Origin of the sequence: Pseudomonas indica NBRC 103045 (assembly GCF_002091635.1) — a bacterium.
GTDB classification, from domain to species: Bacteria; Pseudomonadota; Gammaproteobacteria; order Pseudomonadales; family Pseudomonadaceae; genus Pseudomonas_M; species Pseudomonas_M indica.
The window spans coordinates 108,708-129,591 of the sequence record NZ_BDAC01000018.1 but is presented as its reverse complement, the minus strand read 5'-3'; the positions used below and the strand labels follow the sequence as shown (position 1 = coordinate 129,591).

At 65.4% G+C, this 20,884-nt stretch carries 18 protein-coding genes; 7 read left to right on the top strand and 11 right to left on the bottom strand.

The window, feature by feature from the left end; genetic code table 11:
* Positions 1-12: 12 nt before the first annotated feature.
* Complete coding sequence (locus PIN01S_RS19665) at positions 13-1,389, bottom strand: enolase C-terminal domain-like protein (RefSeq protein ID WP_084338095.1); 1,377 nt, start codon at positions 1,387-1,389, stop codon at positions 13-15.
* Positions 1,390-2,151: 762 nt separating this feature from the next.
* Between PIN01S_RS19665 and PIN01S_RS19660 the strand changes: the two genes are divergently transcribed.
* The 5 genes from PIN01S_RS19660 to PIN01S_RS19640 all read left to right on the top strand — a co-directional run bounded on the left by PIN01S_RS19660 (position 2,152) and on the right by PIN01S_RS19640 (position 6,062).
* Positions 2,152-2,682, top strand: coding sequence for an iron transporter (locus PIN01S_RS19660; RefSeq protein WP_084338093.1), 531 nt, complete (start codon positions 2,152-2,154; stop codon positions 2,680-2,682).
* 2 nt (positions 2,683-2,684) lie between these two features.
* Positions 2,685-3,008, top strand: coding sequence for a cupredoxin domain-containing protein (locus PIN01S_RS19655; RefSeq protein WP_084338091.1), 324 nt, complete (start codon positions 2,685-2,687; stop codon positions 3,006-3,008).
* Between the two features lie 11 nt (positions 3,009-3,019).
* A complete protein-coding gene (locus PIN01S_RS19650) occupies positions 3,020-3,877 on the top strand; it encodes an FTR1 family iron permease (protein WP_084338089.1) in 858 nt (285 codons plus the stop codon).
* A complete protein-coding gene (locus PIN01S_RS19645) occupies positions 3,874-5,265 on the top strand; it encodes a 4Fe-4S binding protein (protein WP_084338087.1) in 1,392 nt (463 codons plus the stop codon). Before PIN01S_RS19650 ends, PIN01S_RS19645 begins: the two co-directional genes overlap by 4 nt.
* A gap of 80 nt (positions 5,266-5,345) precedes the next feature.
* Positions 5,346-6,062 carry a Crp/Fnr family transcriptional regulator gene (locus PIN01S_RS19640; protein ID WP_084338085.1) on the top strand — a complete coding sequence of 239 codons (717 nt, stop codon included), beginning with the start codon at positions 5,346-5,348 and terminating at the stop codon, positions 6,060-6,062.
* Here PIN01S_RS19640 and PIN01S_RS19635 read toward each other — a convergent pair.
* From PIN01S_RS19635 to PIN01S_RS19625, 3 genes are all read right to left on the bottom strand, one after another.
* Positions 6,043-6,741, bottom strand: a complete 699-nt coding sequence (locus PIN01S_RS19635; RefSeq protein WP_084338083.1) for an anaerobic ribonucleoside-triphosphate reductase activating protein — start codon at positions 6,739-6,741, stop codon at positions 6,043-6,045. The two genes, PIN01S_RS19640 and PIN01S_RS19635, sit on opposite strands and share 20 nt — an antisense overlap.
* Before the next feature lies 1 nt (position 6,742).
* Positions 6,743-6,907, bottom strand: coding sequence for an anaerobic ribonucleoside-triphosphate reductase (gene nrdD / locus PIN01S_RS19630; protein WP_084338081.1), 165 nt, complete (start codon positions 6,905-6,907; stop codon positions 6,743-6,745).
* 258 nt (positions 6,908-7,165) lie between these two features.
* Positions 7,166-9,187 carry a ribonucleoside triphosphate reductase gene (locus PIN01S_RS19625; RefSeq protein ID WP_084338079.1) on the bottom strand — a complete coding sequence of 674 codons (2,022 nt, stop codon included), beginning with the start codon at positions 9,185-9,187 and terminating at the stop codon, positions 7,166-7,168.
* A 417-nt stretch (positions 9,188-9,604) separates the two neighbouring features.
* On the opposite strand from PIN01S_RS19625, the gene PIN01S_RS27650 reads away from it, so the two are divergent.
* Both PIN01S_RS27650 and PIN01S_RS19615 read left to right on the top strand, forming a co-directional pair.
* Positions 9,605-9,943, top strand: a complete 339-nt coding sequence (locus PIN01S_RS27650; RefSeq protein WP_084338077.1) for a con-10 family general stress protein — start codon at positions 9,605-9,607, stop codon at positions 9,941-9,943.
* A gap of 242 nt (positions 9,944-10,185) precedes the next feature.
* Entirely contained in the window at positions 10,186-10,458 is a 273-nt protein-coding gene (locus tag PIN01S_RS19615) for a DUF1652 domain-containing protein (protein ID WP_084338075.1), read from the top strand.
* A 582-nt stretch (positions 10,459-11,040) separates the two neighbouring features.
* Here PIN01S_RS19615 and PIN01S_RS19610 read toward each other — a convergent pair.
* The 7 genes from PIN01S_RS19610 to PIN01S_RS19580 form a co-directional block, all read right to left on the bottom strand.
* The gene (locus PIN01S_RS19610; protein ID WP_084338073.1) at positions 11,041-11,448 is read right to left on the bottom strand and encodes a VOC family protein; all 408 of its coding nucleotides are present in this window, start codon (positions 11,446-11,448) and stop codon (positions 11,041-11,043) included.
* Positions 11,449-11,686: 238 nt separating this feature from the next.
* Positions 11,687-12,679: a GTP 3',8-cyclase MoaA gene (gene moaA / locus PIN01S_RS19605; protein ID WP_084338123.1), complete on the bottom strand. Its 993-nt coding sequence runs from the start codon at positions 12,677-12,679 to the stop codon at positions 11,687-11,689.
* Positions 12,680-12,745: 66 nt separating this feature from the next.
* Positions 12,746-13,693 carry a peptidylprolyl isomerase gene (locus PIN01S_RS19600; protein ID WP_084338071.1) on the bottom strand — a complete coding sequence of 316 codons (948 nt, stop codon included), beginning with the start codon at positions 13,691-13,693 and terminating at the stop codon, positions 12,746-12,748.
* 295 nt (positions 13,694-13,988) lie between these two features.
* Entirely contained in the window at positions 13,989-14,792 is an 804-nt protein-coding gene (gene narI, locus PIN01S_RS19595; RefSeq protein ID WP_084338069.1) for a respiratory nitrate reductase subunit gamma, read from the bottom strand.
* Positions 14,785-15,540, bottom strand: coding sequence for a nitrate reductase molybdenum cofactor assembly chaperone (gene narJ, locus PIN01S_RS19590; RefSeq protein ID WP_084338067.1), 756 nt, complete (start codon positions 15,538-15,540; stop codon positions 14,785-14,787). Before narJ ends, narI begins: the two co-directional genes overlap by 8 nt.
* Before the next feature lie 2 nt (positions 15,541-15,542).
* Complete coding sequence (gene narH, locus PIN01S_RS19585) at positions 15,543-17,081, bottom strand: nitrate reductase subunit beta (protein ID WP_084338065.1); 1,539 nt, start codon at positions 17,079-17,081, stop codon at positions 15,543-15,545.
* Between the two features lie 11 nt (positions 17,082-17,092).
* Positions 17,093-20,848, bottom strand: a complete 3,756-nt coding sequence (locus tag PIN01S_RS19580) for a nitrate reductase subunit alpha (RefSeq protein WP_084338063.1) — start codon at positions 20,846-20,848, stop codon at positions 17,093-17,095.
* Positions 20,849-20,884: the final 36 nt, after the last annotated feature.

Genomic DNA, 20,884 nt, shown 5'->3' with positions numbered 1-20,884 from the left:
GAGCGGCGCGGTTCAGCGCGCGTAGCTGGGGCGTTTCGGGTCGTAGGTCCAACCGGGGCGCAGGTAGCGCATGGCCATGGCATCGTCGCGCGCGCCGCCGGCCACCTGCTTGTAGCGCTCGTGGGCGAGCATGATCCGGTCCATGTCCGGCTCGATGCCCAGGCCGGGCTTGTCCGGCACGCGGACTTCGCCGCCGACGATGCGCAGCGGTTCGCGGGTCAGGCGCTCCTGGCCTTCCTGCCAGATCCAGTGGGTATCGATGGCGGTGATGCGCCCCGGCGCCGCGGCGGCGGCGTGGGTGAACATCGCCAGCGAGATGTCGAAGTGGTTGTTCGAATGGGAACCCCAGGTCAGGCCGAACTCTTCGCACATCTGGGCGAGCCGGACCGAGCCCTGCAGGGTCCAGAAATGCGGGTCGGCCAGCGGGATGTCCACGGCGTCGAGGCGCAGCGAATGGCCCATCTGCCGCCAGTCGGTGGCGACCATGTTGGTGGCGGTGGGGATGCCGGCGGCGCGGCGGAACTCGGCCATGATCTCGCGGCCGGAGTAACCGTTCTCCGGCCCGCACGGGTCTTCGGCGTAGGCCAGCACGTGCCCCTGTCCCTTGCACAGGGCGATGGCTTCGTCCAGCGACCAGGCGCCGTTGGGGTCGAGGGTGACGCGGGCATCGGGAAAGCGTGCCTTGATCCCGGCCACCGCAACCATCTCGTCGCTGCCGTGCATCACCCCGCCCTTCAGTTTGAAATCCCTGAAACCGTACCGGGCGGCAGCCGCCTCGGCCTGGCGCACGATGGCGTCGGCGGTGAGCGCTTCTTCATGACGGATGCGGTACCAGTCCGAACCTTCGCCGGCGAGGTATGGCAGGTCGGTGCGGGTGCGGTCGCCGATGTAGAAGAGGTAGGCCAGCATCGGTACCGCGTCGCGCTGCTGGCCGTTGCCGAGCAGTTCGGCCACCGGCACGCCGAGGTGCTGGCCGAGCAGATCGAGCAGCGCGGCCTCGACGGCGGTGATCACGTTGTCCAGGCGCAGGTTGATTTCATGGGGTTGCTTCAGCACCTCCGCCTCGGCTTCCGAGGTCACCTCGTGCGCCGTGGCGCCGCGTCCGGCGAGCATCCGGCGCAGGCCGTCGAGGGTGCGGTTGTAGCGGCCGATGGGTTGGCCGATGACCAGCGGGCGCGAACGCTCCAGGGCCTGGCGGATGCCCTCGCCGCCCGGGACTTCGCCGATCCCGCTGTGGCCGGCGCTGTCCTTGAGCAGCACCAGGTTGCGCGTGAAGAAAGGGGCATGGGCGCCGCACAGGTTCAGCAGCATGCTGTCGTGTCCCGCCACGGGGATCACCTGCATGTCCTGCACGACCGGGGTGGTCATCTGTGTATCGTCAACCAGCATTTCCGTTCTGCTCCAGTGGTTCTGCGGCCTGGCCGCTGTTGTTCGAATGTGCCTGGGCAAGGGGCCGCCCCGCCGATCAGGGCCAGCGCGCCGGGCGTTTCGGATGGGTCGGTTCGAATCGGGTGGTTCGGCGGTGTCCGCCGGACGGCAGGCACGATGGCCGGCAAGGAATGCGGTGAAGGGGAGCAAGCCTGGGCGCGGTACGGTAGGCGGTATCCGCTGTGCGTGACGACCGCGGACATCCGCCGAGCTGCGTGGCGGGCAACGCACGTGCGACCGAGGGGTGTGCCTGGAAATTCATCGCCATGGCAGGACCTGCGCTCTCTACTGTTCTTGTTATCGGACGTTGTCGTATGTCGTCATATGACATGACTCGATTATCAACAGCTCGACAGCGTTGTCAACGCAAAAGAGTCAGAAAAGTCCTACGCCTTTGCCGAGACGACTTGCCCCATCAAGCGAGGGGAATTGCTTCGCCCTCACCCCCTTCGGCTCGCTCCAACCCCGCGAGTCCGGCGTGAAAGCAGCGAGATAGAGGGCTATGAACGGCACGGCAGGCACAGCCCCCTATCGGCTGCGACAAGGCATTCCCGGCGATCCGACGTGGACCTGAAGCAGTCCATCATTCTTTGTTGTATGACGTCTTATAAGATGCGTGATTCTGTCGCAGTCGTTTTCCACGAAAAATTGACGAGAATCATTATCAGATGAGTTTCGTCTCTCTACGCTCCCTGTCCATACACGACAACGGAGACCTACCCCATGCGTATCGCCCCCCTGCCCCTCGCCCTCGTTCTGCTCGCACCGCTGGCCCAGGCCAAGGAATACCCCATCGGCGAGCCCCAGCAATGCGGCGGCCTGGAGGTCGGTGCGGTGTACCTGCAACCGATCGAGATGGAGCCGGCCGGCCTGATGCGCCCCGCCGCCGAATCGGACGTGCACTTGGAAGCCGACATCAGCGCCACCGAGAACAACCCCAACGGCTTCCAGGAAGGCAGCTTCGTGCCCAACCTGCGCATCGCCTTCGAGTTGCGCAAGGAAGGCAGCGCCGAGGCGCTGACCGGCGACTTCCACGCCATGGTCGCCAGCGACGGCCCGCACTACGGCGATAACGTCAAGCTGCTCGGCCCGGGCCGCTATACCCTGACCTACACCATCCTGCCGCCGGGCGGCGAGCACGGCATGTTCGGCCGTCATGTGGACCGCGAGACCGGCGTCGCGCCCTGGTTCGAGCGCTGCGAACTGCGCTACGAATTCACCTACGCCGGCATCGGCAAGAAAGGCGGTTACTGAGCATGCCGCGCCTCTCCGCCCTCCTGCTGCTGACGGCCCTGGCGGGTAGCGCCCAGGCGGGCCTGCCCACCTATGTGCTGAGCGTTCGCGACGGCCACTTCACCCCCGCCACGATCGAGGTGCCGGCGGGGCAGCGCTTCAAGATCGAAGTGCACAACGACGGCGAAGGCCCCATCGAGTTCGAGAGTACGCCGCTGAGGGTGGAGAAGGTGCTGTCCCCCGGCGCGCGCTCGTTCGTTGTCATCCATCCGCTCAAACCCGGTCGCTATCCGTTCTTCGACGAGTTCCACATGGACCTCCCGGAGGGCGAGATCATCGCCCGCTGACAGGAGGCTCCATGGGTCAGTCGCTGTTCATCGTCTGGCGCGAAAGCGTCGAGGCCCTGCTGGTCATCGGCATCCTCTACGCCTGGCTGCGCCGCCAGCCAGACAACCGTCGGGCACTGGTGCTGCTCTGGGGCGGGGTCGGGCTCGGGCTGGTGTTCTCCACCCTGCTCGCCCTGCTCATCCTGCGCGCCGGCGAATGGCTCGCGGGCAGCGCCGGCGAGTGGTTCCAGGCCGCCCTGGTGCTGGTCGCCAGCGGCCTGATCCTGCAGATGGTCGGCTGGATGCACCGCCACGGCCGACAACTGCGCGATAACCTGATCGCCGGCGCCAGCGCCGGCCTGAGCCAGCGTGGCGGGCTCGGTCTGCTGGTGCTGGCGCTGATCGCCGTGGGTCGTGAAGGCAGCGAAACCGTGGTGTTCCTCTACGGCATCGGCGCCCAGCAACAGGGCCTCGACCTGGGCCGCTTCGCCCTCGGTGGGCTGCTCGGGTTCGTCCTGGCGGTGGCGACCTTCGCGGCGTTGCAATTGGGCAGCCGGCTGCTGTCCTGGCGGCGCTTCTTCCAGCTCAGCGAAACCCTGCTCCTGCTGCTCGGCGCCGCCCTGCTGATGGCCGGGCTGGACCGGGTCAGCGGCCAGTTGATGGGCATGGACCTGCCGGAAGTGGCCTACAGCCTGCTCGGCGAAGCGCTGTGGGACAGCTCGGCCGTCCTGGATGACGGCTCCGGCGTGGGTGCCGTGCTGGCCGGGTTCACCGGCTACCGGGCCATGCCCTCTCCGGCTGCGGTGGGTTTGATGGCCGCGTACTGGGTGCTGGTCTGGCTCTGGTTGTGGCGGCCGCAACCGGTGCTGGCGAGGGTCAGCCCGGCATGAACGCTTCCCTGGCGCGGCTCGGCGACGCCATGCGGCGTCACGCCGGGGTCATCCGCGCCCTGCAATGGTCGGTAGTGACGTTCTACGCGGTGCTGTTGGTAATCCCCGCCCTGCTGCCGCTGCCGGCGGCGCACAGCGGGTTGCTGGACAACCTCACGCTGTTCGCCCAGTTCGTCTTCTGGGGGCTCTGGTGGCCCTTCGTGCTGCTCTCGGTGGTGCTGTTCGGTCGCCTCTGGTGCGGCGTACTCTGCCCGGAAGGCTCGCTCAGCGAATGGGCCAGCCGGCGCGGCCTCGGCCGGGGCACACCGCGCTGGATGCGCTGGGGCGGCTGGCCGACCCTGGCGTTCATCCTCACCACCGTCTATGGCCAGTTGATCAGTGTCTACGACTACGCCCAGGCTGCCCTGCTGATTCTCGGCGGCTCCACCCTCGCGGCGATGCTGGTGGGCTTCCTCTATGGGCGCGGCAAGCGCATCTGGTGCCGCTACCTGTGCCCGGTGAGCGGCGTGTTCGGCCTGCTCGCCAAGCTGGCGCCGGTGCATTTCCGCGTCGACGAGCAACGTTGGCGGGAGAATCCGCTACCCCACCTGCCACCGCCCAACTGCGCCCCTCTGCTGGACATTCGCCGCATGCGCGGCGCCTCGGATTGCCACGCCTGCGGACGCTGCAGCGGCCAGCGCGGCGCAGTGAGCCTGGCCCTGCGCTCGCCGAACCAGGAGATCATCCATGTCGAGCGCCATCGCGACGACGTTTCGTGCGGCGGTCCGTCGGAGCCCTCCCCCTGGGACGTGCGCCTGCTTCTGTTCGGAGTGATCGGCCTGGCCATGGGCGCCTTCCAGTGGACGGTCAGCCCCTGGTTCATCGACCTCAAGCAGACCCTCGCCACCTGGCTGGTGGAGCGCGACCTGTTCTGGCCGTTGGAGGCCAACGCGCCCTGGTGGCTGCTGACCCACTACCCGCAGGTCAACGACACCTTCAACTGGCTGGATGGCGCGCTCATCCTCGTCTACCTGCTCGGCATCGGGCTGCTCCTGGGCGGCGCACTGAGCCTGCTGCTGCGCGCCGCCACGACGCTGGCCGGACGGCCGACGCTGTTCCGCCAACTGGCGCTGAGCCTCACGCCCCTCGGTGCCGCCGGGCTGTTCCTCGGGCTCTCCTCCACCACCGTCAAACTGCTGCGCTTCGAAGGGGTGCCCCTGGACTGGGTGCAACCGACCCGCGCCGCCCTGCTGGCCGGCGCCATCGCCTGGAGTCTGTGGCTCGGCTGGCAGGTACTGCGCGGCGAACGCCTGCCCGCCCGGCGCACGCTGGGCGCCTTTATCTGCATGCTACCGGCGGCGGGTCTGGTCGGGTATGGGTGGTGGTTGCAGTTCTGGGGCTGGGTCTGATGAGGTACCCCGTCCGGGGAATGGAGTACCTCCCCCCTAGCCCTTAGGCTGAGAACACTCCCATCGGACCAGGCTGCGACGTGATACAGGCCCCGGAAACCCGCGAAATCATTCTTCTCCACCCACTGTTCAGGCATCTGCGTCGGGAGGACCAGGTGCGCCTGCTCGATGCTGCCCACGAGCAGCGCCACGCCAACGAGGTGATGTTGCTGCACCAGGGCCAGGAGGCCGAGCGCTTCTTCCTGGTGCTCAGCGGGCGGGTGAAGCTGTTCCGCATCTCGGCGGACGGGCAGGAAAAGGTGGTGGAGATCATCCAGGCCGGGCAGACCTTCGCCGAAGCGGTGATGTTCATGCAGCACGCGGTCTACCCGGTGTGCGCCCAGACCCTCGGCCCGGTGCACATGATCAGTTTTCCCAACCGGATGATGCTGCAGATTCTCAGCGAGCATCCGCAGACCTGCCTGCACCTGCTCGGCCACCTCAGCGTGCGCCTGCACCAGCGCCTCGGCGAGCTGGAAACGCTGACCTTGCAGAACGCCACCCAGCGCTTCGCCCTGTACCTGATCCAGCGTCTGGAAAACCGTGCGGTGGAAAGTGCCGAGATCGACCTGTTGCTGCCCAAGCGGCTGGTCGCGGCGCGGCTGTCGATGCAGCCGGAAACCCTCTCGCGGATCATGGCGCGCCTGCGCCAGGCCGGACTCATCGAGAGCCGCGGGCGACGCATCCGCATCCCCAGCGTCGGGCGGCTGCTCGACGAGTTCAGCGAAAGCCGGGAAATCAGCCTCCGCGCAGTATGAACTGAGGAAACAGCGCTTCCAGTTGCTCCCACAGCTCACGCTGTTCCAGCGGCGGTGGCGCCCAGGGCAGGCTGTCGTCGAGCATGCGCGCGGTACGCACCCATTGCACGGCGAAGCGCTCCACCCCCGTTTCACGCAGGCGCAGGGCCAGCCGCCACAGCCGGTCGGCATCGAACAGATGCCAGTGCACGGTGGTGCGGCATTCGTAATCCACGCCGCTGGCGAGCAGGTGATCCAGGCTGCGCCAGTTGGCCGCGCCGCTGCCGGCCACGCCGGTGACCCGCTCGGCGTCCTCGGGCAGCGCCTTGACGTCGAAGCCCACCCAGTCGGTCAGTTTCACGACACGGGCGAACGGCTTGGGTTTCACCCCGGCGCTGTGCAGGCCGATGCGAAAGCCCAGGGCGCGCACCTGTTCGATGGCCTCGGGCAAGGTTTTCTGCAAGGTCGGCTCACCGCCGCTGAACACCACGGCATCGAGCAACCCCTGGCGGCTGCGCAGGAAATCCAGCACCGCGTCCCAGGCATGTTCCTGCTCGCCACGCGCCGGGATCAGTTGCGGGTTGTGGCAGTAGCGGCAGCGCCAGGCGCAGCCCTGGCAGAACAGTACGCAGGCCAGGTGACCGGGGAAATCCAGGGTGGTCAGGGGGACCAGCCCCCCGACCCTCAGCATCGCCCCCACCTCAGCGCGCCAGGCCCGCCGCGCATTCGGTGAAATGCTGGCGTTCGCGATGCTCGGACTGCTTGCCCGGATTGAAGGCCGCGACCGGACGGTGATAGCCCATCACCCGGGTCCACACTTCGCAACGCTGACGCTGCTCCTGGGGCAGTTGGATGGCTTGGTTCATGGGTCTTGCTCCTTCTGTTGGTGGTGAAATCGGTTGTATTGCCGTTGGGCGGATGGGCAGCTTTTGTAGGAGCCAGCTCTGCTGGCGAACGCTTCGCGAGCAGAGCTCGCTCCTACAAGGGCACGAGTAGGGGCGAATTCATTCGCCCGAATTCAGCCTCGCCGGGCGAATAAATTCGCCCCTACACAGCACTGGCCTTTCGTGTGGGAGCGAATTCATTCGCGATGGCCGGCAGGCCTCTTCGCCCCTACAAAATGTTCACGCATTACAGGTGCTGGTCGTGCACGTCTGCTGGCGCTGCAACAAGGCCTCGTCGCACTTCGGACAGAACTCATGCTCGCCGGCCAGGTAGCCGTGCACCGGACAGATCGAGAAGGTCGGCGTCACCGTCAGGTACGGCAGGCGGAAGCGGCCGAGCGCGGTGCGCACCAGCTTCTTGCAGGCCTCCACCGAGGAAATCCGCTCGGCCATGTACAGGTGCAGCACGGTACCGCCGGTGTACTTGCATTGCAGCTCGTCCTGCAGCACCAGCGCTTCGAAGGGGTCATCGGTGAAGCCCACCGGCAGTTGCGAGGAGTTGGTGTAGTACGGTGCCTCGTCCGAGCCGGCCTGGAGGATGCCGGGGAAGCGCTTGCGGTCTTCCTTGGCGAAGCGGTAGGTGGTGCCCTCCGCCGGCGTCGCCTCCAGGTTGTAGAGGTGGCCGGTTTCCTCTTGGAAACGCACCAGGGTCGCCCGCACATGGTCCAGCAGCTCGAGGGCGAAGGCCCGGCCCGCCTCGGTGTGCATCCCCTCGCGGTCAGCGGTGAAGTTGCGCAGCATCTCGTGCAGGCCGTTCACGCCAACGGTGGAGAAATGGTTGCGCAGCGTGCCCAGGTAACGCTTGGTGTAGGGATAAAGGCCGGCGTCCATGTGGTGCTGGATCACCTTGCGCTTCACTTCCAGGCTCTGCCGGGCCATTTCCAGCAGCTCGTCCAGGCGCCGGTAGAGTCCCTTGCGGTCGCCACAGAACAGGTAGCCCAGCCGCGCGCAGTTGATCGTCACCACGCCGAGGGAGCCGGTCTGCTCCGCCGAGCCGAACAGCCCGCCGCCGCGCTTGAGCAGCTCACGCACGTCCAGTTGCAGGCGGCAGCACATGGAGCGCACCTGGTTGGGCTTCATGTCGGAATTGAGGAAGTTCTGGAAGTACGGCAGGCCGTAGCGCGCCGTCATGTCGAACAGGCGGTCGGCATTCTCGCTGTCCCAGGGGAAGTCGTGGGTGATGTTGTAGGTGGGGATCGGGAAGGTGAACACCCGGCCGAGGGAATCGCCGGTCATCATCACCTCGATGTAGGCGCGGTTGATCAGCTCCATCTCGGCTTGCAGCTCGCCATAGGCGAACGGCATTTCCTCGCCGCCGATCACCGGAATCTGCTCGCGCAGGTCTTCCGGGCAGACCCAGTCGAAGGTCAGGTTGGTGAACGGCGTCTGGGTGCCCCAGCGCGACGGCACGTTGAGGTTGTAGATGAATTCCTGCAACGCCTGGCGCACTTCCTCGTAGCCCAGGCCGTCCTTGCGCACGAAGGGCGCCAGGTAAGTATCGAAGGAGCTGAACGCCTGGGCGCCGGCCCACTCGTTCTGCAGGGTGCCGAGGAAGTTGACCATCTGCCCCAGGGCGCTGGAGAGATGCTTCGGCGGCCCGGCCTCGACCCGGCCGGGAATGCCATTGAAACCCTCGTGGAGCAGGGTGCGCAGTGACCAGCCGGCGCAGTAGCCGGCCAACATGTCCAGGTCGTGGATGTGCAGGTCCGCCTCGCGGTGCGCCTGGCCGATCTCCGGGCTGTATACCTCGTCCAGCCAGTAGTTGGCGGTGACCTTGCCGGACACGTTGAGAATCAGCCCGCCCAGCGAATAGCCCTGGTTGGCGTTGGCCCGCACCCGCCAGTCCTCGCGGGACAGGTACTCGTTCATCGACGCTGCCACGTCGACCAGCGCCTTGCGGTCGCGGCGCAGCCGGCCATGCCGTTCTCGGTAGACGATGTAGGCGCGCGCCGTGGTGTAGTAGCCCGCCTCCATCAGCACCCGCTCGACGCTGTCCTGCACCCGCTCCACATCCAGCTCGCGGCGGTCGAGCAGACGCGCCAGCACCGCCTCGGCCAGATCGCCCGCCCGCGCCCCCTCGAACTCCCCGGTCACCTCCCCGGCCGCCGCGATGGCCCGGCGGATCTTCTCCAGATCGAAGGCAACCCAGCGGCCGTCACGCTTGCGTAACGACTCGGGACGGAAGGATGGCAGGCCGGTCATATTCGTCTCCCTACACAACAGATGGTTTTACGTGATCACCAAGACCACAACATGTTGTGCAAGGTACTCGCCCAACCCCGTCCGGGAATTGACCGTGATCAAGAGGGAACGGTTGAGTTTCCGAGGCGATGGCGGCGGGTATCGTTAAGCTCCCCGACGGTCATTCGCCAACACGTTGGCTATTACGAAATCAACCCCAATCAAGAAACTTCTAATTAACGAAGCGGTATTCCCATAAATGAAACTACCGCTTCGTTCATGTCGCCAGCGAATTACCGAAACGACCGGATCGTCACCCAGTAACCGCTCATCAAGAACGCCAGAACTTTCCCCTGGGGCCAACTTCCAACTCACTGAGGCGCGGAACTTGATTACGGTTCCGCTTTTCCTCCCGAAACGAATGTTGAGGAGAATTGTATGGCTGAAGATAAAGGCAAAATGAGTGTGGACGAAGCCGGGCGCAAGGGAGGCGAAGCGACTTCCGATACTCATGGCAAAGAGTTCTACCAGGACATCGGCCAGAAAGGGGGTGAGGCGACCTCCGAGAGCCATGGCCGGGAGTTCTATCAGGAAATCGGCAGCAAGGGTGGTCAGAACAGCGGAGGCAACTTTGCCAACGACCCCGAGCGGGCCTCCGAGGCCGGCAGGAAAGGCGGCCAGGCCAGCGGCGGCAACTTCGCCAACGACCGTGAACGCGCTTCCGAAGCGGGTCGCAAAGGTGGCCAGAACAGCCGCGGCGGCGGTCGCAACAGCTGAGCCCGTGGGCGGGGGCGGAAGCCTCCGCCCATACTTGAGCGAATGTATCCCGCAAAATGTCCCGGCAACTCAGGAAAACAAAGACCTCGCTCATAAAACGCAGCGATAAAGAACGAAGCGAGATTAGACATTGCTCGGGGAGCGCATACACTGCCCAGACGGATCTGGGAAATAGGGCAGATATCGTGAAGGAACAGGGTAAACGACAGCACCCTCATCATTACCAGGGGTAGGGAACAAAAATGACTGATGCCTTGAAATTCGATATGGCCTGCCAAATCATCCAATCTTCTTTTTCCCCGTTGGGCTGTGAATGTAAAAGAACCGAAAACGAAGGTATTTGCGTACGCCTGTACGACGATTCGAATACCACCCGCTTGCTGGTAAAAAACATCGCCCCCGACAAACTCACGACCATCAGAAGCGTTTCGCAACTGGCGCTGGAAATAAAACAGGCGCTGGCGTCGTCGACCATGCGGAACAAAGTGCGCACGCGGTCCAGCGGATCGATGTGATCGCCTGCAGTTCGCTCGGTCGAATGAATTCGACCCTACAGGTGAGCAGAAACGCAGCCTTGACCTCTATGTGGGAGCGAACTCATCGCGATAGCGGTAGGCCGATTCGCGGATAAATCCGCTCCCACAGGTTGCGTACCGCACCAACCCAACGTTGAACCCGCTCTGCTGGCGAATAGTTTCACGCTTGGAACTGCTGCTTCATCAAGGTTTCGAACCCACACCGTATAACGCCCTCGCCCCTCTGGGGGGAGGGGGCTGAGTATCGATCGCACCGGGATTCTCGGAAAACACCGATGCCTGTGCAGCCAGCTCTGCTGGCGAGGCTTCTGCGAAAGCCTTTTCGCGAGCAAGCTCGCTCCTACAGCAAGGCGAAACCGGTAGAGGCGATTTCATTGGCCTGACCCACCTCCGCCGGGAGAATAAATTCTCCCCTACACAGCACTGGCCTTTCGTGTGGGAGCGAATTCATTCGCGATGGCCGGCAAGCCTCTTCGCGAGTAGCGCTCGCTCCTACAGGAGCCCGAGTAGAGACAAATTCATTCGCCCACATTCAGCCTCGCCGGGCGAATAAATTCGCCCCTACATACCGAGGTAGACGTCATCGGATTGGCGTGCATAGCTGACGGTAAGCAGTTCCCACTGATGCCCGTCCGGCTCGTTCCAGTAAACGATGCGGCCACCGTGCTCGGTGTCGATCTGCCGGTCGACCGGGCCGTGAACATGGCTGCGGTAGGCGATGCCCATGGCGTGGATACGGGCGAGGATGGCGTCGAAGTCGTCTTCGGTGACCCGGAAGCAGAAATGCAGCCGGGGAAAAAATCCGCTCCATTCGTCGAAGTCGAGGGTCAGGCCGTCGTTCAGGTAGACGGGCACGAAGGGGCCCACGCCGGTTTCCGACCAGGGCACCCCGAGCAACCCGGCCAATAGCTTCGCCGACGCCCGCTTGTCATGAGCCGGCACCATGAGGTGATCGAGGTGAATGGCCATGAACGCTTCTCTTCATCGGAGGGCTGATACTTTCAGGATAGGTGAGGACCGGTTGGGTGGTACGGCCCTGGCGGGATTCGCGTGCGATCCGACGGTTCGGTGCGACCAACGGCGCCCATGGCGTCGCCGCGGTGGTCGAATGAATCCGACCCTACCGGATTACCGCTCTTCACCAGCCCTTGGATCGCCCGAAAAAAAGCCGCCTCGCGGCGGCCAAACGTCAGGGAGAACCGCCCGGTTATCCGCCGCTGGCGTTCATGAAGCGCAGCACCTGCACTTCGCCCGCGGCGGAAAATTCGTGTCGCAGCGGCTTGCGCTGCAAGGCGCCATGGATGGCGTCGATGATCGGTGTGTCGCTGGTGGGATGGCGGCGCAGCAGGCCGCGCAGGTCGATGGAATTTTCGTGGCCGAGGCACAGCAGCAGCCGGCCTTCCACGGTCAGGCGCAAGCGGTTGCAGGTGGCGCAGAAATTGTGCGAGTGCGGCGAGATGAAGCCGACGCGGGTCTGCGGGTGTTCCAGCAGACGCACGTAGCGGGCCGGACCGCCGCTCTGTTCGGCGCTGTCGATCAGCGCGTGGCGTTCGGCGATCAGGGCGCGCACTTCGTCGCTGGAGCAGAAGCTCTCGCCCCGGTCGCGGCCGACCGCACCCAGGGGCATTTCCTCGATGAAGCTGATATCCAGGCCGTTGGCCACGGCGTAGTCCACCAGGGCCGGCACCTCGTCGGCATTGCGGCCTTTCATCACCACGCAGTTGAGTTTGATCCGCTCGAAGCCGGCTTCCCGCGCCGCGTCGATGCCGGCCAGCACCTGGCGCAGGTCGCCGGTGCGGGTGATGGCGCGGAAGCGCTCCGGGTCGAGACTGTCCAGGCTGATGTTGAGGCGCTTGAGACCGGCCTTGGCCAGCGGCCGGGCCAGTTTGCCGAGCTGCGAGCCGTTGCTGGTCATCACCAGTTCGCGCAGGCCGGACAAGCCGGCGATGCGTTCGCAGAGGCCGACGATGCCCTTGCGCACCAGCGGCTCGCCGCCGGTGAGGCGGATCTTCTTCACGCCCAGGCCGACGAAGATTCTCGCCACCCGCTCCAGCTCCTCCAGCGCCAGTACCTGCTGGCGCGGCAGGAAGGTCATGTCCTCGGCCATGCAGTAGACACAGCGGAAATCGCAGCGGTCGGTCACCGACAGGCGCAGGTAATCGATGGTGCGGCCGAAGCCATCCTGCAGTTGTGTGTCCATCATCGCTCCGATATTCGTTGCAGCTTTTCTCTTGCAGCTTGCGGCTTGTCGCTTGCCGCTGCTTTTTTATTGCAGGAGCGGCGAGTCGGCGCCCTGCAAATGGATACCTTCGATATCGGCCGCACCGATCAATCCCTTGATGTACTGGGCGACGCCGATCTGCCAGACGCGCTGGTTCAGCTCGTTGCGGATCGCCGTGGCGACCGCCTCGTAGGGCAGTTGCTCGCCTTCGATGCGCTGGTCCACCGTCACCAGGTGGAAGCCGTAGCGGCTTTCCAGCGGCTGCGGGCAGAGGCCGGCCGGCAGGCGGAACAATTGGCGTTCGAACTCGGGTACGGTCTGGCCCTTGCTGATCTGCCCCAGCGCCCCGCCCTGCTCCTTCGACGGGCAGGCCGAGTGCTGCCGGGCGAGTTCGGCGAAGCGCTGCGGCGCCTGCAGCAGTTCTTCGAGCAGACCGAGCGCCAGCTCGCGGGTCTCGCCACGGGCGTCGGCATCGTCCGCCGGGCAAGCCAGCAGGATGTGCCGCGCGGCCACCAGCGGCGCGCTGCGGAAACGCTGGCTGTTGCTGTAGTAGAACTGCCGGCAGGCGACGTCATCGGCCAGCGGCAATTGCACTTCCTGTTCGATCAGGCAGCGGGTGGCCGCCTCTTCCTCGCTTTCCCCGGCCTCGGGCCGCACCAGCAGGCCCAGCTCGCCGATGCGCTGTTGCAGCAGCTCGCGTACCACCAGCGCCTGGGTCGCCAGGTAGACCGCCTCGTCGCGGCTGTCGGCCGGGTGGTATTGCAGTTCCTGGGCGATGGCTTCCGGCGCGATAGCCACGCCGTTCACCCGTACCCGCGGCCATTCCTGTTCGCTGCTGGCGATCAGTTCCGGCCCCGCGGCGGGCGCGGCTTCTACCGCCGGCTCGGGCAGCACTTCACGCACCGCCGGCGTCTGAGCCGGGACCTCGACCGCAGGCTGATGCCCGCCACAGCCCCCCTGCCCCGCATTCGCGCCACCACATCCGCATGCCATGACCTTTACCTCTCACTGTGAATTCCTGGCCAGGTGAAGGGCATCGCCGCTTCACCTGTTTCGCCGTTACTGCTCCGAGCCCGGCTCGGTTTCCTGCGCTTCCGCTTCCTGTGCCGGCTCAGGCACCACTTCCTGTACCGCCGGGGTCTCGGTCGCTTCGCTCACGGGCTTCTGCCCGCCGCAGCCGCCCTGCCCGCCGTTTCCACCACCACATCCACATGCCATGACTGCATTCCTCTTCGTTGAAGTAATCGAGCGGGGTGGATCAGAAACGCCTCGTCCACCCCATCGTGACTCAGTTGACGCTGTCCCGTACCAGGGTCGGGGCCGGGGCGTAGCCCGGCTCGGGGCTTTCCACGCGCTCGTCGCGACGCGCCATGACCGGACGCGGCGCCACCGGGCGGGTGCCCTTCTGGCGGACGATCTGGTAGCGCCGCCCCAGGTACCACACCGGTGCGCTGACGATGTGCACCAGGCGGGTGAAGGGGAACAGCACGAACAGGGTCAGGCCGAGGAACACGTGGAGCTTGTAGACCAGGCTGACCGGCGCGATGGCGGCGGCGGCGGCCACCGGATCGAGGGTCACGGTGGACTGCGCCCAATTGGCCAGCATCACCATCACCGAGCCGTCGAGGTGGCCGGTGGAGGCGACGATGGTCAGCAGGCCGAGCACCAACTGCGCCAGCAGGACGAACAGGATCAGGATGTCGCTGGGGTTGGAGTTGGCCCGCACCCGCGCATCGCTGAGGCGGCGCTTGATCAGCATCAGCAGCCCGATCAGGCAGAGGATGCCGAAGAAGCCGCCGGAAACCATCGCCAGCAGTTGCTTGTTGGCGGTGCTGATCACCGAGTGGTACAGCGCCTCGGGGGTCAGCAGGCCGACGAAGTGGCCGGCGAGGATGAACAGCACGCCGACGTGGAACAGGTTGCTGGCGATGCGCATATAGCGCTGCTCGGCCGCCGTGCGATTGAAGATCTGGCTGGAGCCGGCCTTCCAGCTGTACTGGGACAGGTCGAAGCGCGCCCAGCTACCGATCAGGCAGATGGCCAGGGCGATATAGGGATAGACCCCGAACAGCAGGAAATTCAACTTAGACATTACGCACCTCCTGGGCCAGCGCGGCGGCCTGCCCGTCATGCTTGAAATCCACCCAGTGCAGCGGCACCGCGCTTTCCTCGCGGGCCTTGCCCGGACCCATGGCCATGGAGCCGCAACGCTCCTGCTGGCCGGCCTGGAGGAAGTTCACCTGCTCTTCTTCCCAGACCTTGTCGAGAGCCTCCAGGGAGTCGTCGCGGGTCTCCCCGGCGACCTGCTCGCGCAGTTCGGCCAGGGTTTCCTCCAACGGCTGGCCAGCGATCTGCAGCAGCGCGCGGAAGCACGCGGCGTAGGGGCTTTCGCGCTCCTCCAGGCGCACCGCCAGCAGGGCCAGCAGGTGCGCCACGTCGGCCAGGCCCTCGCGGGCCACGAGGTCGTCGCGGGTCGCCAGGTATTCCAGGTACAGCGGGATGTAGTCCGGCAGCTCGCGCACATCGATGGCGAAACCGGCCTCGGTGTACTGCGCCATCAGGTCAACCATGGCCTGGCCGCGGTCGCGGGACTCGCCGTGCACGTGTTCGAACAGCAGCAGGGACAGCGCGCGGCCCTTGTCGAACAGCTCGCTGTAGCGCTCCTGCACGTCCATCAGGTCGCCGTCGGCCAGCTCGTCGAGCAGACCGACCAGCGCAGTGCGCTGGGTCGGGCTGATCTCGCGGGCCACGGTGATGACGCCGGCCAGCTCGTCGCGGTTGTCGCGCAGCAGCTCGCCGGGGTAGTCCAGCAGCAGGGAGATGACTTTCAGGATGCGCATGCTCAGTCCTCCCACAGCTGGACGGTCTGGATGATGTCGCGGCGGTTGGCCTTCTTCGCACCGAACATGTTGGTGTCCGAGGCGCCGGAGCAGCCGCTGCCGAAGCTGAAGCCGCAGCCGGAGCGCTCGGCGAAGGCGTCGCTCATGGCCTCTTCGCGGTGCGCCGACGGAATCACGTAGCGGTCTTCGTAGTTGGCGATGGCAAGGTAGCGGTACATGTCCTCCACCTCGGCGACACTCAGGCCGACCTCGTCCAGCACCGCGAGGTCCTGGCGTCCTTCCACCTGCTCGGCGCGCTTGTAGGCACGCATCGCCAGCATGCGCTTGAGGGCACGCTTGACCGGCTTCTCGTCGCCGGCGGTGAGCAGGTTGGCCAGGTAGCGCAGCGGGATACGCAGGCTATCCACGTCCGGCAGCACGCCATTCATGGCCACCTGGCCGGACGCTGCAGCGTTCTGGATTGGCGACAGCGGCGGCACGTACCAGACCATCGGCAGGGTGCGGTATTCCGGGTGCAGCGGCAGGGCCAGCTTCCAGTCCACCGCCATCTTGTACACCGGCGACTTCTGCGCGGCGTCGATCACCGACTGCGGCACGCCGTCGGCCAGGGCCTGGGCGATGACCTTCGGATCGTGCGGGTCGAGGAAGATCTCCAGTTGCTTCTCGTAGAGGTCCTGCTCGCTGGCGGTGCTCGCCACTTCATGGATGCGATCGGCGTCATACAGCAGCACGCCGAGGTAGCGGATGCGGCCCACGCAGGTCTCGGCACAGACGGTCGGCATGCCGGCCTCGATGCGCGGGAAGCAGAAGATGCACTTCTCGGACTTACCGCTCTTCCAGTTGAAGTAGATCTTCTTGTACGGGCAGCCGCTGATGCACATCCGCCAGCCGCGGCACTTCTCCTGGTCGATGAGGACGATGCCGTCCTCTTCGCGCTTGTAGATCGCACCGCTCGGGCAGGACGCCGCGCACGCCGGGTTGAGGCAGTGCTCGCACAGGCGCGGCAGGTACATCATGAAGGTGTTTTCGTACTCGCCGTAGATGTCCGCCTGGACCTTGTCGAAGTTCTTGTCCTTGCGCCGCTTGGCGAATTCGGTGCCGAGGATCTCCTCCCAGTTCGGGCCCCACTCGATCTTCTCCATGCGCTGGCCGGAAATCAGCGAGCGCGGCCGGGCCACCGGCTGGTGGTTACCCAGCGGCGCGGTGTGCAGGTGCTGGTAGTCGAAGTCGAACGGCTCGTAGTAGTCGTCGATCGAGGGCATGTCCGGGTTGGCGAAGATATTCGCCAGCACGCGGTACTTGCCGCCGATCTTCGGGTTGATCGAGCCGTCGGCGTTGCGCACCCAGCCGCCCTTCCACTTCTCCTGGTTCTCCCACTCCTTGGGGTAGCCGATGCCGGGCTTGGTCTCGACGTTGTTGAACCAGGCGTATTCCATGCCTTCGCGGCTGGTCCAGACGTTCTTGCAGGTGATCGAGCAGGTATGGCAGCCGATGCACTTGTCCAGGTTCAGGACCATGCCCACTTGGGAACGAATTTTCATCTCTGCTCTCCTCACTCGATCTCAGTCGGCAGCGGTTGCGGCAAGTCGTTGCCATTGGGGCCGTCGAGCCAGTCGACCTTGGCCATCTTGCGCACCACGACGAACTCGTCGCGGTTGCAGCCGACCGTGCCGTAGTAGTTGAAGCCGTAGGCCTGCTGGGCGTAGCCGCCGATCATATGGGTGGGCTTGAGCACCACGCGGGTCACCGAGTTGTGGTGGCCGCCGCGGGTCTTGGTGGTCTCGCTGCCGGGCACGTTCACGATGCGTTCCTGGGCGTGGTACATCATCACCATGCCTTCCTTGACCCGCTGGCTGACCACCGCGCGGGCGGTCAGGGCGCCGTTGGCGTTGAAGCACTCGATCCAGTCGTTGTCCTCGATGCCGGCGCGCTTGGCGTCGATCTCGCTCATCCAGACGATGGGCCCGCCGCGGCTGAGGGTGAGCATGATCAGGTTGTCGGTGTAGGTGCTGTGGATGCCCCACTTCTGGTGCGGGGTGATCCAGTTGAGGACGATCTCCGGGTTGCCGTTGGACTTCTTACCCTTCACGTAGTCGATGGTGCGGGTGTTGATCGGCGGCCGGTAGCTCATCATCTGCTCGCCGAACGCCTGCATCCAGGGGTGGTCCTGGAAGAACTGCTGGCGGCCGGTGAGGGTGCGCCACGGGATGTATTCGTGGACGTTGGTGTAGCCGGCGTTGTAGGACACATGCTCGTCTTCGAGACCCGACCAGGTCGGGCTGGAGATGATCTTGCGCGGCTGCGCCTGGATGTCGCGGAAGCGGATCGCCTCGTGCTCCTTCGGCAGCGCCAGGTGGCTGTGGTCGCGGCCGGTGAACTCGGACAGCGCGGCCCAGGCCTTCACGGCGACGTGACCATTGGTCTCCGGTGCCAGGCTAAGGATGACCTCCGCCGCATCGATGGCCGATTCGATCTTCGGCCGGCCCTCGCTAACGCCCTCCTCGCGCACCTTGTAGTTCAGCTCACCGAGGAACTCGACCTCGTGCTGGGTGTTCCAGTTGATGCCCTTGCCGCCGTTGCCGAGCTTGTCGAGCAGCGGGCCCAAGGAGGTGAACTTCTTGTAGGTGTTCGGGTAGTCGCGCTCGACCACCGTGATGTTCGGGCAGTTCTTGCCCGGCTGGGGATCGACGCCCGCGCTCTTCCAGTCGCTGCCGCCGAACGGCTGCGCCAGTTCGCCGGGGCTGTCGTGCAGCAAGGGTACGGTGACCAGATCCTGCTCCACGCCCAGGTGGCCGCGCGCCATGGCCGAGAAGGCCTTGGCGATGCCCTTGTAGATTTCCCAGTCGGAACGCGCTTCCCAGGCCGGGTCGATGGCGGCCGACAGCGGGTGGATGAAGGGGTGCATGTCCGAGGTGTTCATGTCGTCCTTCTCGTACCAGGTGGCGGTCGGCAGGACGATGTCGGAGTACACGCAGGTGGAGGACATGCGGAAGTCCAGGGTGGTGACCAGATCGAGCTTGCCGATGGCACCCTCGTCCACCCACTCGGCTTCGTTCGGCTTGAAGCCGCCGCGCTTGCCGAGGTCTTCGTTCATCACGCCGTTCTTGGTGCCCAGCAGGTACTTGAGCATGTACTCGTGGCCCTTGCCCGAGGAACCGAGCAGGTTGGAACGCCAGACGAACATGTTGCGCGGGAAGTTATCCGGGTTGTCCGGCTGCTCGCAGGCAAAGCGCAGCGAACCGTCCTTCAGCGACTTCACCACGTAGTCCACCGGCGACATCCCGGCAGCGGCGGCGTCGCGGGTGATCTGCAGCGGGTTGCGGTTCAGCTGCGGTGCGCTCGGCAACCAGCCGGCGCGCTCGGCGCGGATGTTGTAGTCGAGCATGTGCTCGGGGAACTGCGACTTGTCGGCCAGCGGCGAGAGCACTTCATGGATGCTCATCTTCTCGTGGCGCCACTGCGAGCTGTGGTTGTAGAAGAAGCTGGTGCCGTTCATCTGCCGCGACGGACGGCTCCAGTCCAGGCCGAAGGCCAGCGGCAGCCAGCCGCACTGCGGGCGCAGTTTCTCCTGGCCGACGTAGTGGGCCCAGCCGCCGCCGGTCTGGCCGACGCAACCGCAGAGCATGAGCATGTTGATCAGCCCGCGGTAGTTCATGTCCATGTGGTACCAGTGGTTCATCGCCGCGCCGACGATGATCATGGAGCGGCCATGGGTCTTGTCGGCGTTGTCGGCGAATTCGCGGGCGATCTGGATCGCCTTCTCGCGCGCCACGCCGGTGATCTTCTCCTGCCAGGCCGGGGTGCCGGGCACGCTGGCGTCATCGTAGCTCTTGGCGACGTTGGAACCGCCCAGACCACGGTCGATGGCCAGGTTGCCGGCCATCAGGTCGAACACGGTGGCGACCTTGGCGCTGCTGCCGTCGGCCAGGGTGATGGTACGGACCGGCACGCGGCGCAGCTGGATGGCCTCGCCTTCGGCGTGCTGGAAGTGCTCGTGGTGGATACCGCCGAAGTACGGGAAGGCCACCTCGGCCACTTCGCCGCCATCGATCTGGCTCAGCTTGAGATCGACCTCGCGGCCTTCACCGCCCTCCTTCGCCTCGATATTCCACTTGCCCTTCTCGCCCCAGCGGTAGCCGATGGAACCCAGCGGCGACACCAGCTCACCGCTAGCATCCACCGCGATGGTCTTCCACTCGGGGTTGTTGGCCTGGCCGAGGTTGTCGGCCAGATCCGAGGCGCGCAGGAAGCGGTCTGCGACGAAGGCACCGTCCTTCTCGACCAGGCGCACCAGCACCGGCAGGTCGGTGTAGCGCTTGGCGTAATCGGTGAAGTAGGCGCTCGGCTTCTCCAGGTGGAATTCCTTGAAGATGACGTGGGCGAAGGCCTGGGCCAGCGCCGCGTCGGTGCCCTGCTTCGGGTTGAGCCAGAGGTCGGTGAGCTTGGCCACTTCGGAGTAGTCCGGGGTGATGGCCACGGTCTTGGTGCCCTTGTAGCGCACCTCGGTGAAGAAGTGGGCGTCCGGGGTCCGCGTCTGCGGCACGTTGGAGCCCCAGGCGATGATGTAGTTGGAGTTGTACCAGTCGGCCGATTCCGGCACGTCGGTCTGCTCGCCCCAGACTTGCGGCGAGGCCGGCGGCAGATCGCAGTACCAGTCGTAGAAGGACAGGCACACGCCGCCGATCAGCGACAGGTAGCGGCTACCCGCCGCGTAGCTGACCATGGACATCGCCGGGATCGGCGAGAAGCCGACCACGCGGTCCGGGCCGTACTGCTTGACGGTGTAGACGTTGGCGGCGGCGATGATCTCGTTGACCTCGTCCCAACTGGAGCGGATGAAACCGCCCATGCCGCGCTTGCTCTTGTAGGACTCGGCCTTGGCCTTGTCCTCGACGATCCTGGCCCAGGCTTCCACCGGCGCCAGGGTGCGGCGCGCCTCGCGCCACAGCTTGAGCAGCGGCTTGCGCACCTTCGGATACTTCAGACGGTTGGCGCTGTAGATGTACCAGCTATAGCTGGCACCACGCGGGCAGCCGCGCGGTTCGTGGTTGGGCAGGTCGTTGCGGGTACGCGGGTAGTCGGTCTGCTGGGTTTCCCAGGTGATCAGGCCGTTCTTTACGTAGATCTTCCAGGAGCACGACCCGGTGCAGTTCACCCCGTGGGTGGAGCGCACGATCTTGTCGTACTGCCAGCGCGAACGGTAGACGTTCTCCCAGTCGCGGGATTCGATGCGGGTCTCGCCGTGGCCGTCGGCGAACTCGCCCTGCTTCCTCTTGAAGAAGCGCAGTTGATCGAGCAAGTGGCTCATTTTCTTCTCCTCTCGGCGCCGGTCTGGCGGCGCCCG

Excerpts from the sequence above, each read along its gene's own strand:
- PIN01S_RS19665 (WP_084338095.1), bottom strand. The coding sequence starts at position 1,389 with ATGCTGGTTGACGATACACAGATGACCACCCCGGTCGTGCAGGACATG.
- PIN01S_RS19660 (WP_084338093.1), top strand. The coding sequence starts at position 2,152 with ATGCGTATCGCCCCCCTGCCCCTCGCCCTCGTTCTGCTCGCACCGCTG.
- PIN01S_RS19655 (WP_084338091.1), top strand. The coding sequence starts at position 2,685 with ATGCCGCGCCTCTCCGCCCTCCTGCTGCTGACGGCCCTGGCGGGTAGC.
- PIN01S_RS19650 (WP_084338089.1), top strand. The coding sequence starts at position 3,020 with ATGGGTCAGTCGCTGTTCATCGTCTGGCGCGAAAGCGTCGAGGCCCTG.
- PIN01S_RS19645 (WP_084338087.1), top strand. The coding sequence starts at position 3,874 with ATGAACGCTTCCCTGGCGCGGCTCGGCGACGCCATGCGGCGTCACGCC.
- nrdD (WP_084338081.1), bottom strand. The coding sequence starts at position 6,907 with ATGAACCAAGCCATCCAACTGCCCCAGGAGCAGCGTCAGCGTTGCGAA.
- PIN01S_RS19625 (WP_084338079.1), bottom strand. The coding sequence starts at position 9,187 with ATGACCGGCCTGCCATCCTTCCGTCCCGAGTCGTTACGCAAGCGTGAC.
- PIN01S_RS27650 (WP_084338077.1), top strand. The coding sequence starts at position 9,605 with ATGGCTGAAGATAAAGGCAAAATGAGTGTGGACGAAGCCGGGCGCAAG.
- PIN01S_RS19615 (WP_084338075.1), top strand. The coding sequence starts at position 10,186 with ATGACTGATGCCTTGAAATTCGATATGGCCTGCCAAATCATCCAATCT.
- PIN01S_RS19610 (WP_084338073.1), bottom strand. The coding sequence starts at position 11,448 with ATGGCCATTCACCTCGATCACCTCATGGTGCCGGCTCATGACAAGCGG.
- moaA (WP_084338123.1), bottom strand. The coding sequence starts at position 12,679 with ATGGACACACAACTGCAGGATGGCTTCGGCCGCACCATCGATTACCTG.
- PIN01S_RS19600 (WP_084338071.1), bottom strand. The coding sequence starts at position 13,693 with ATGGCATGCGGATGTGGTGGCGCGAATGCGGGGCAGGGGGGCTGTGGC.
- narI (WP_084338069.1), bottom strand. The coding sequence starts at position 14,792 with ATGTCTAAGTTGAATTTCCTGCTGTTCGGGGTCTATCCCTATATCGCC.
- narJ (WP_084338067.1), bottom strand. The coding sequence starts at position 15,540 with ATGCGCATCCTGAAAGTCATCTCCCTGCTGCTGGACTACCCCGGCGAG.
- narH (WP_084338065.1), bottom strand. The coding sequence starts at position 17,081 with ATGAAAATTCGTTCCCAAGTGGGCATGGTCCTGAACCTGGACAAGTGC.
- PIN01S_RS19580 (WP_084338063.1), bottom strand. The coding sequence starts at position 20,848 with ATGAGCCACTTGCTCGATCAACTGCGCTTCTTCAAGAGGAAGCAGGGC.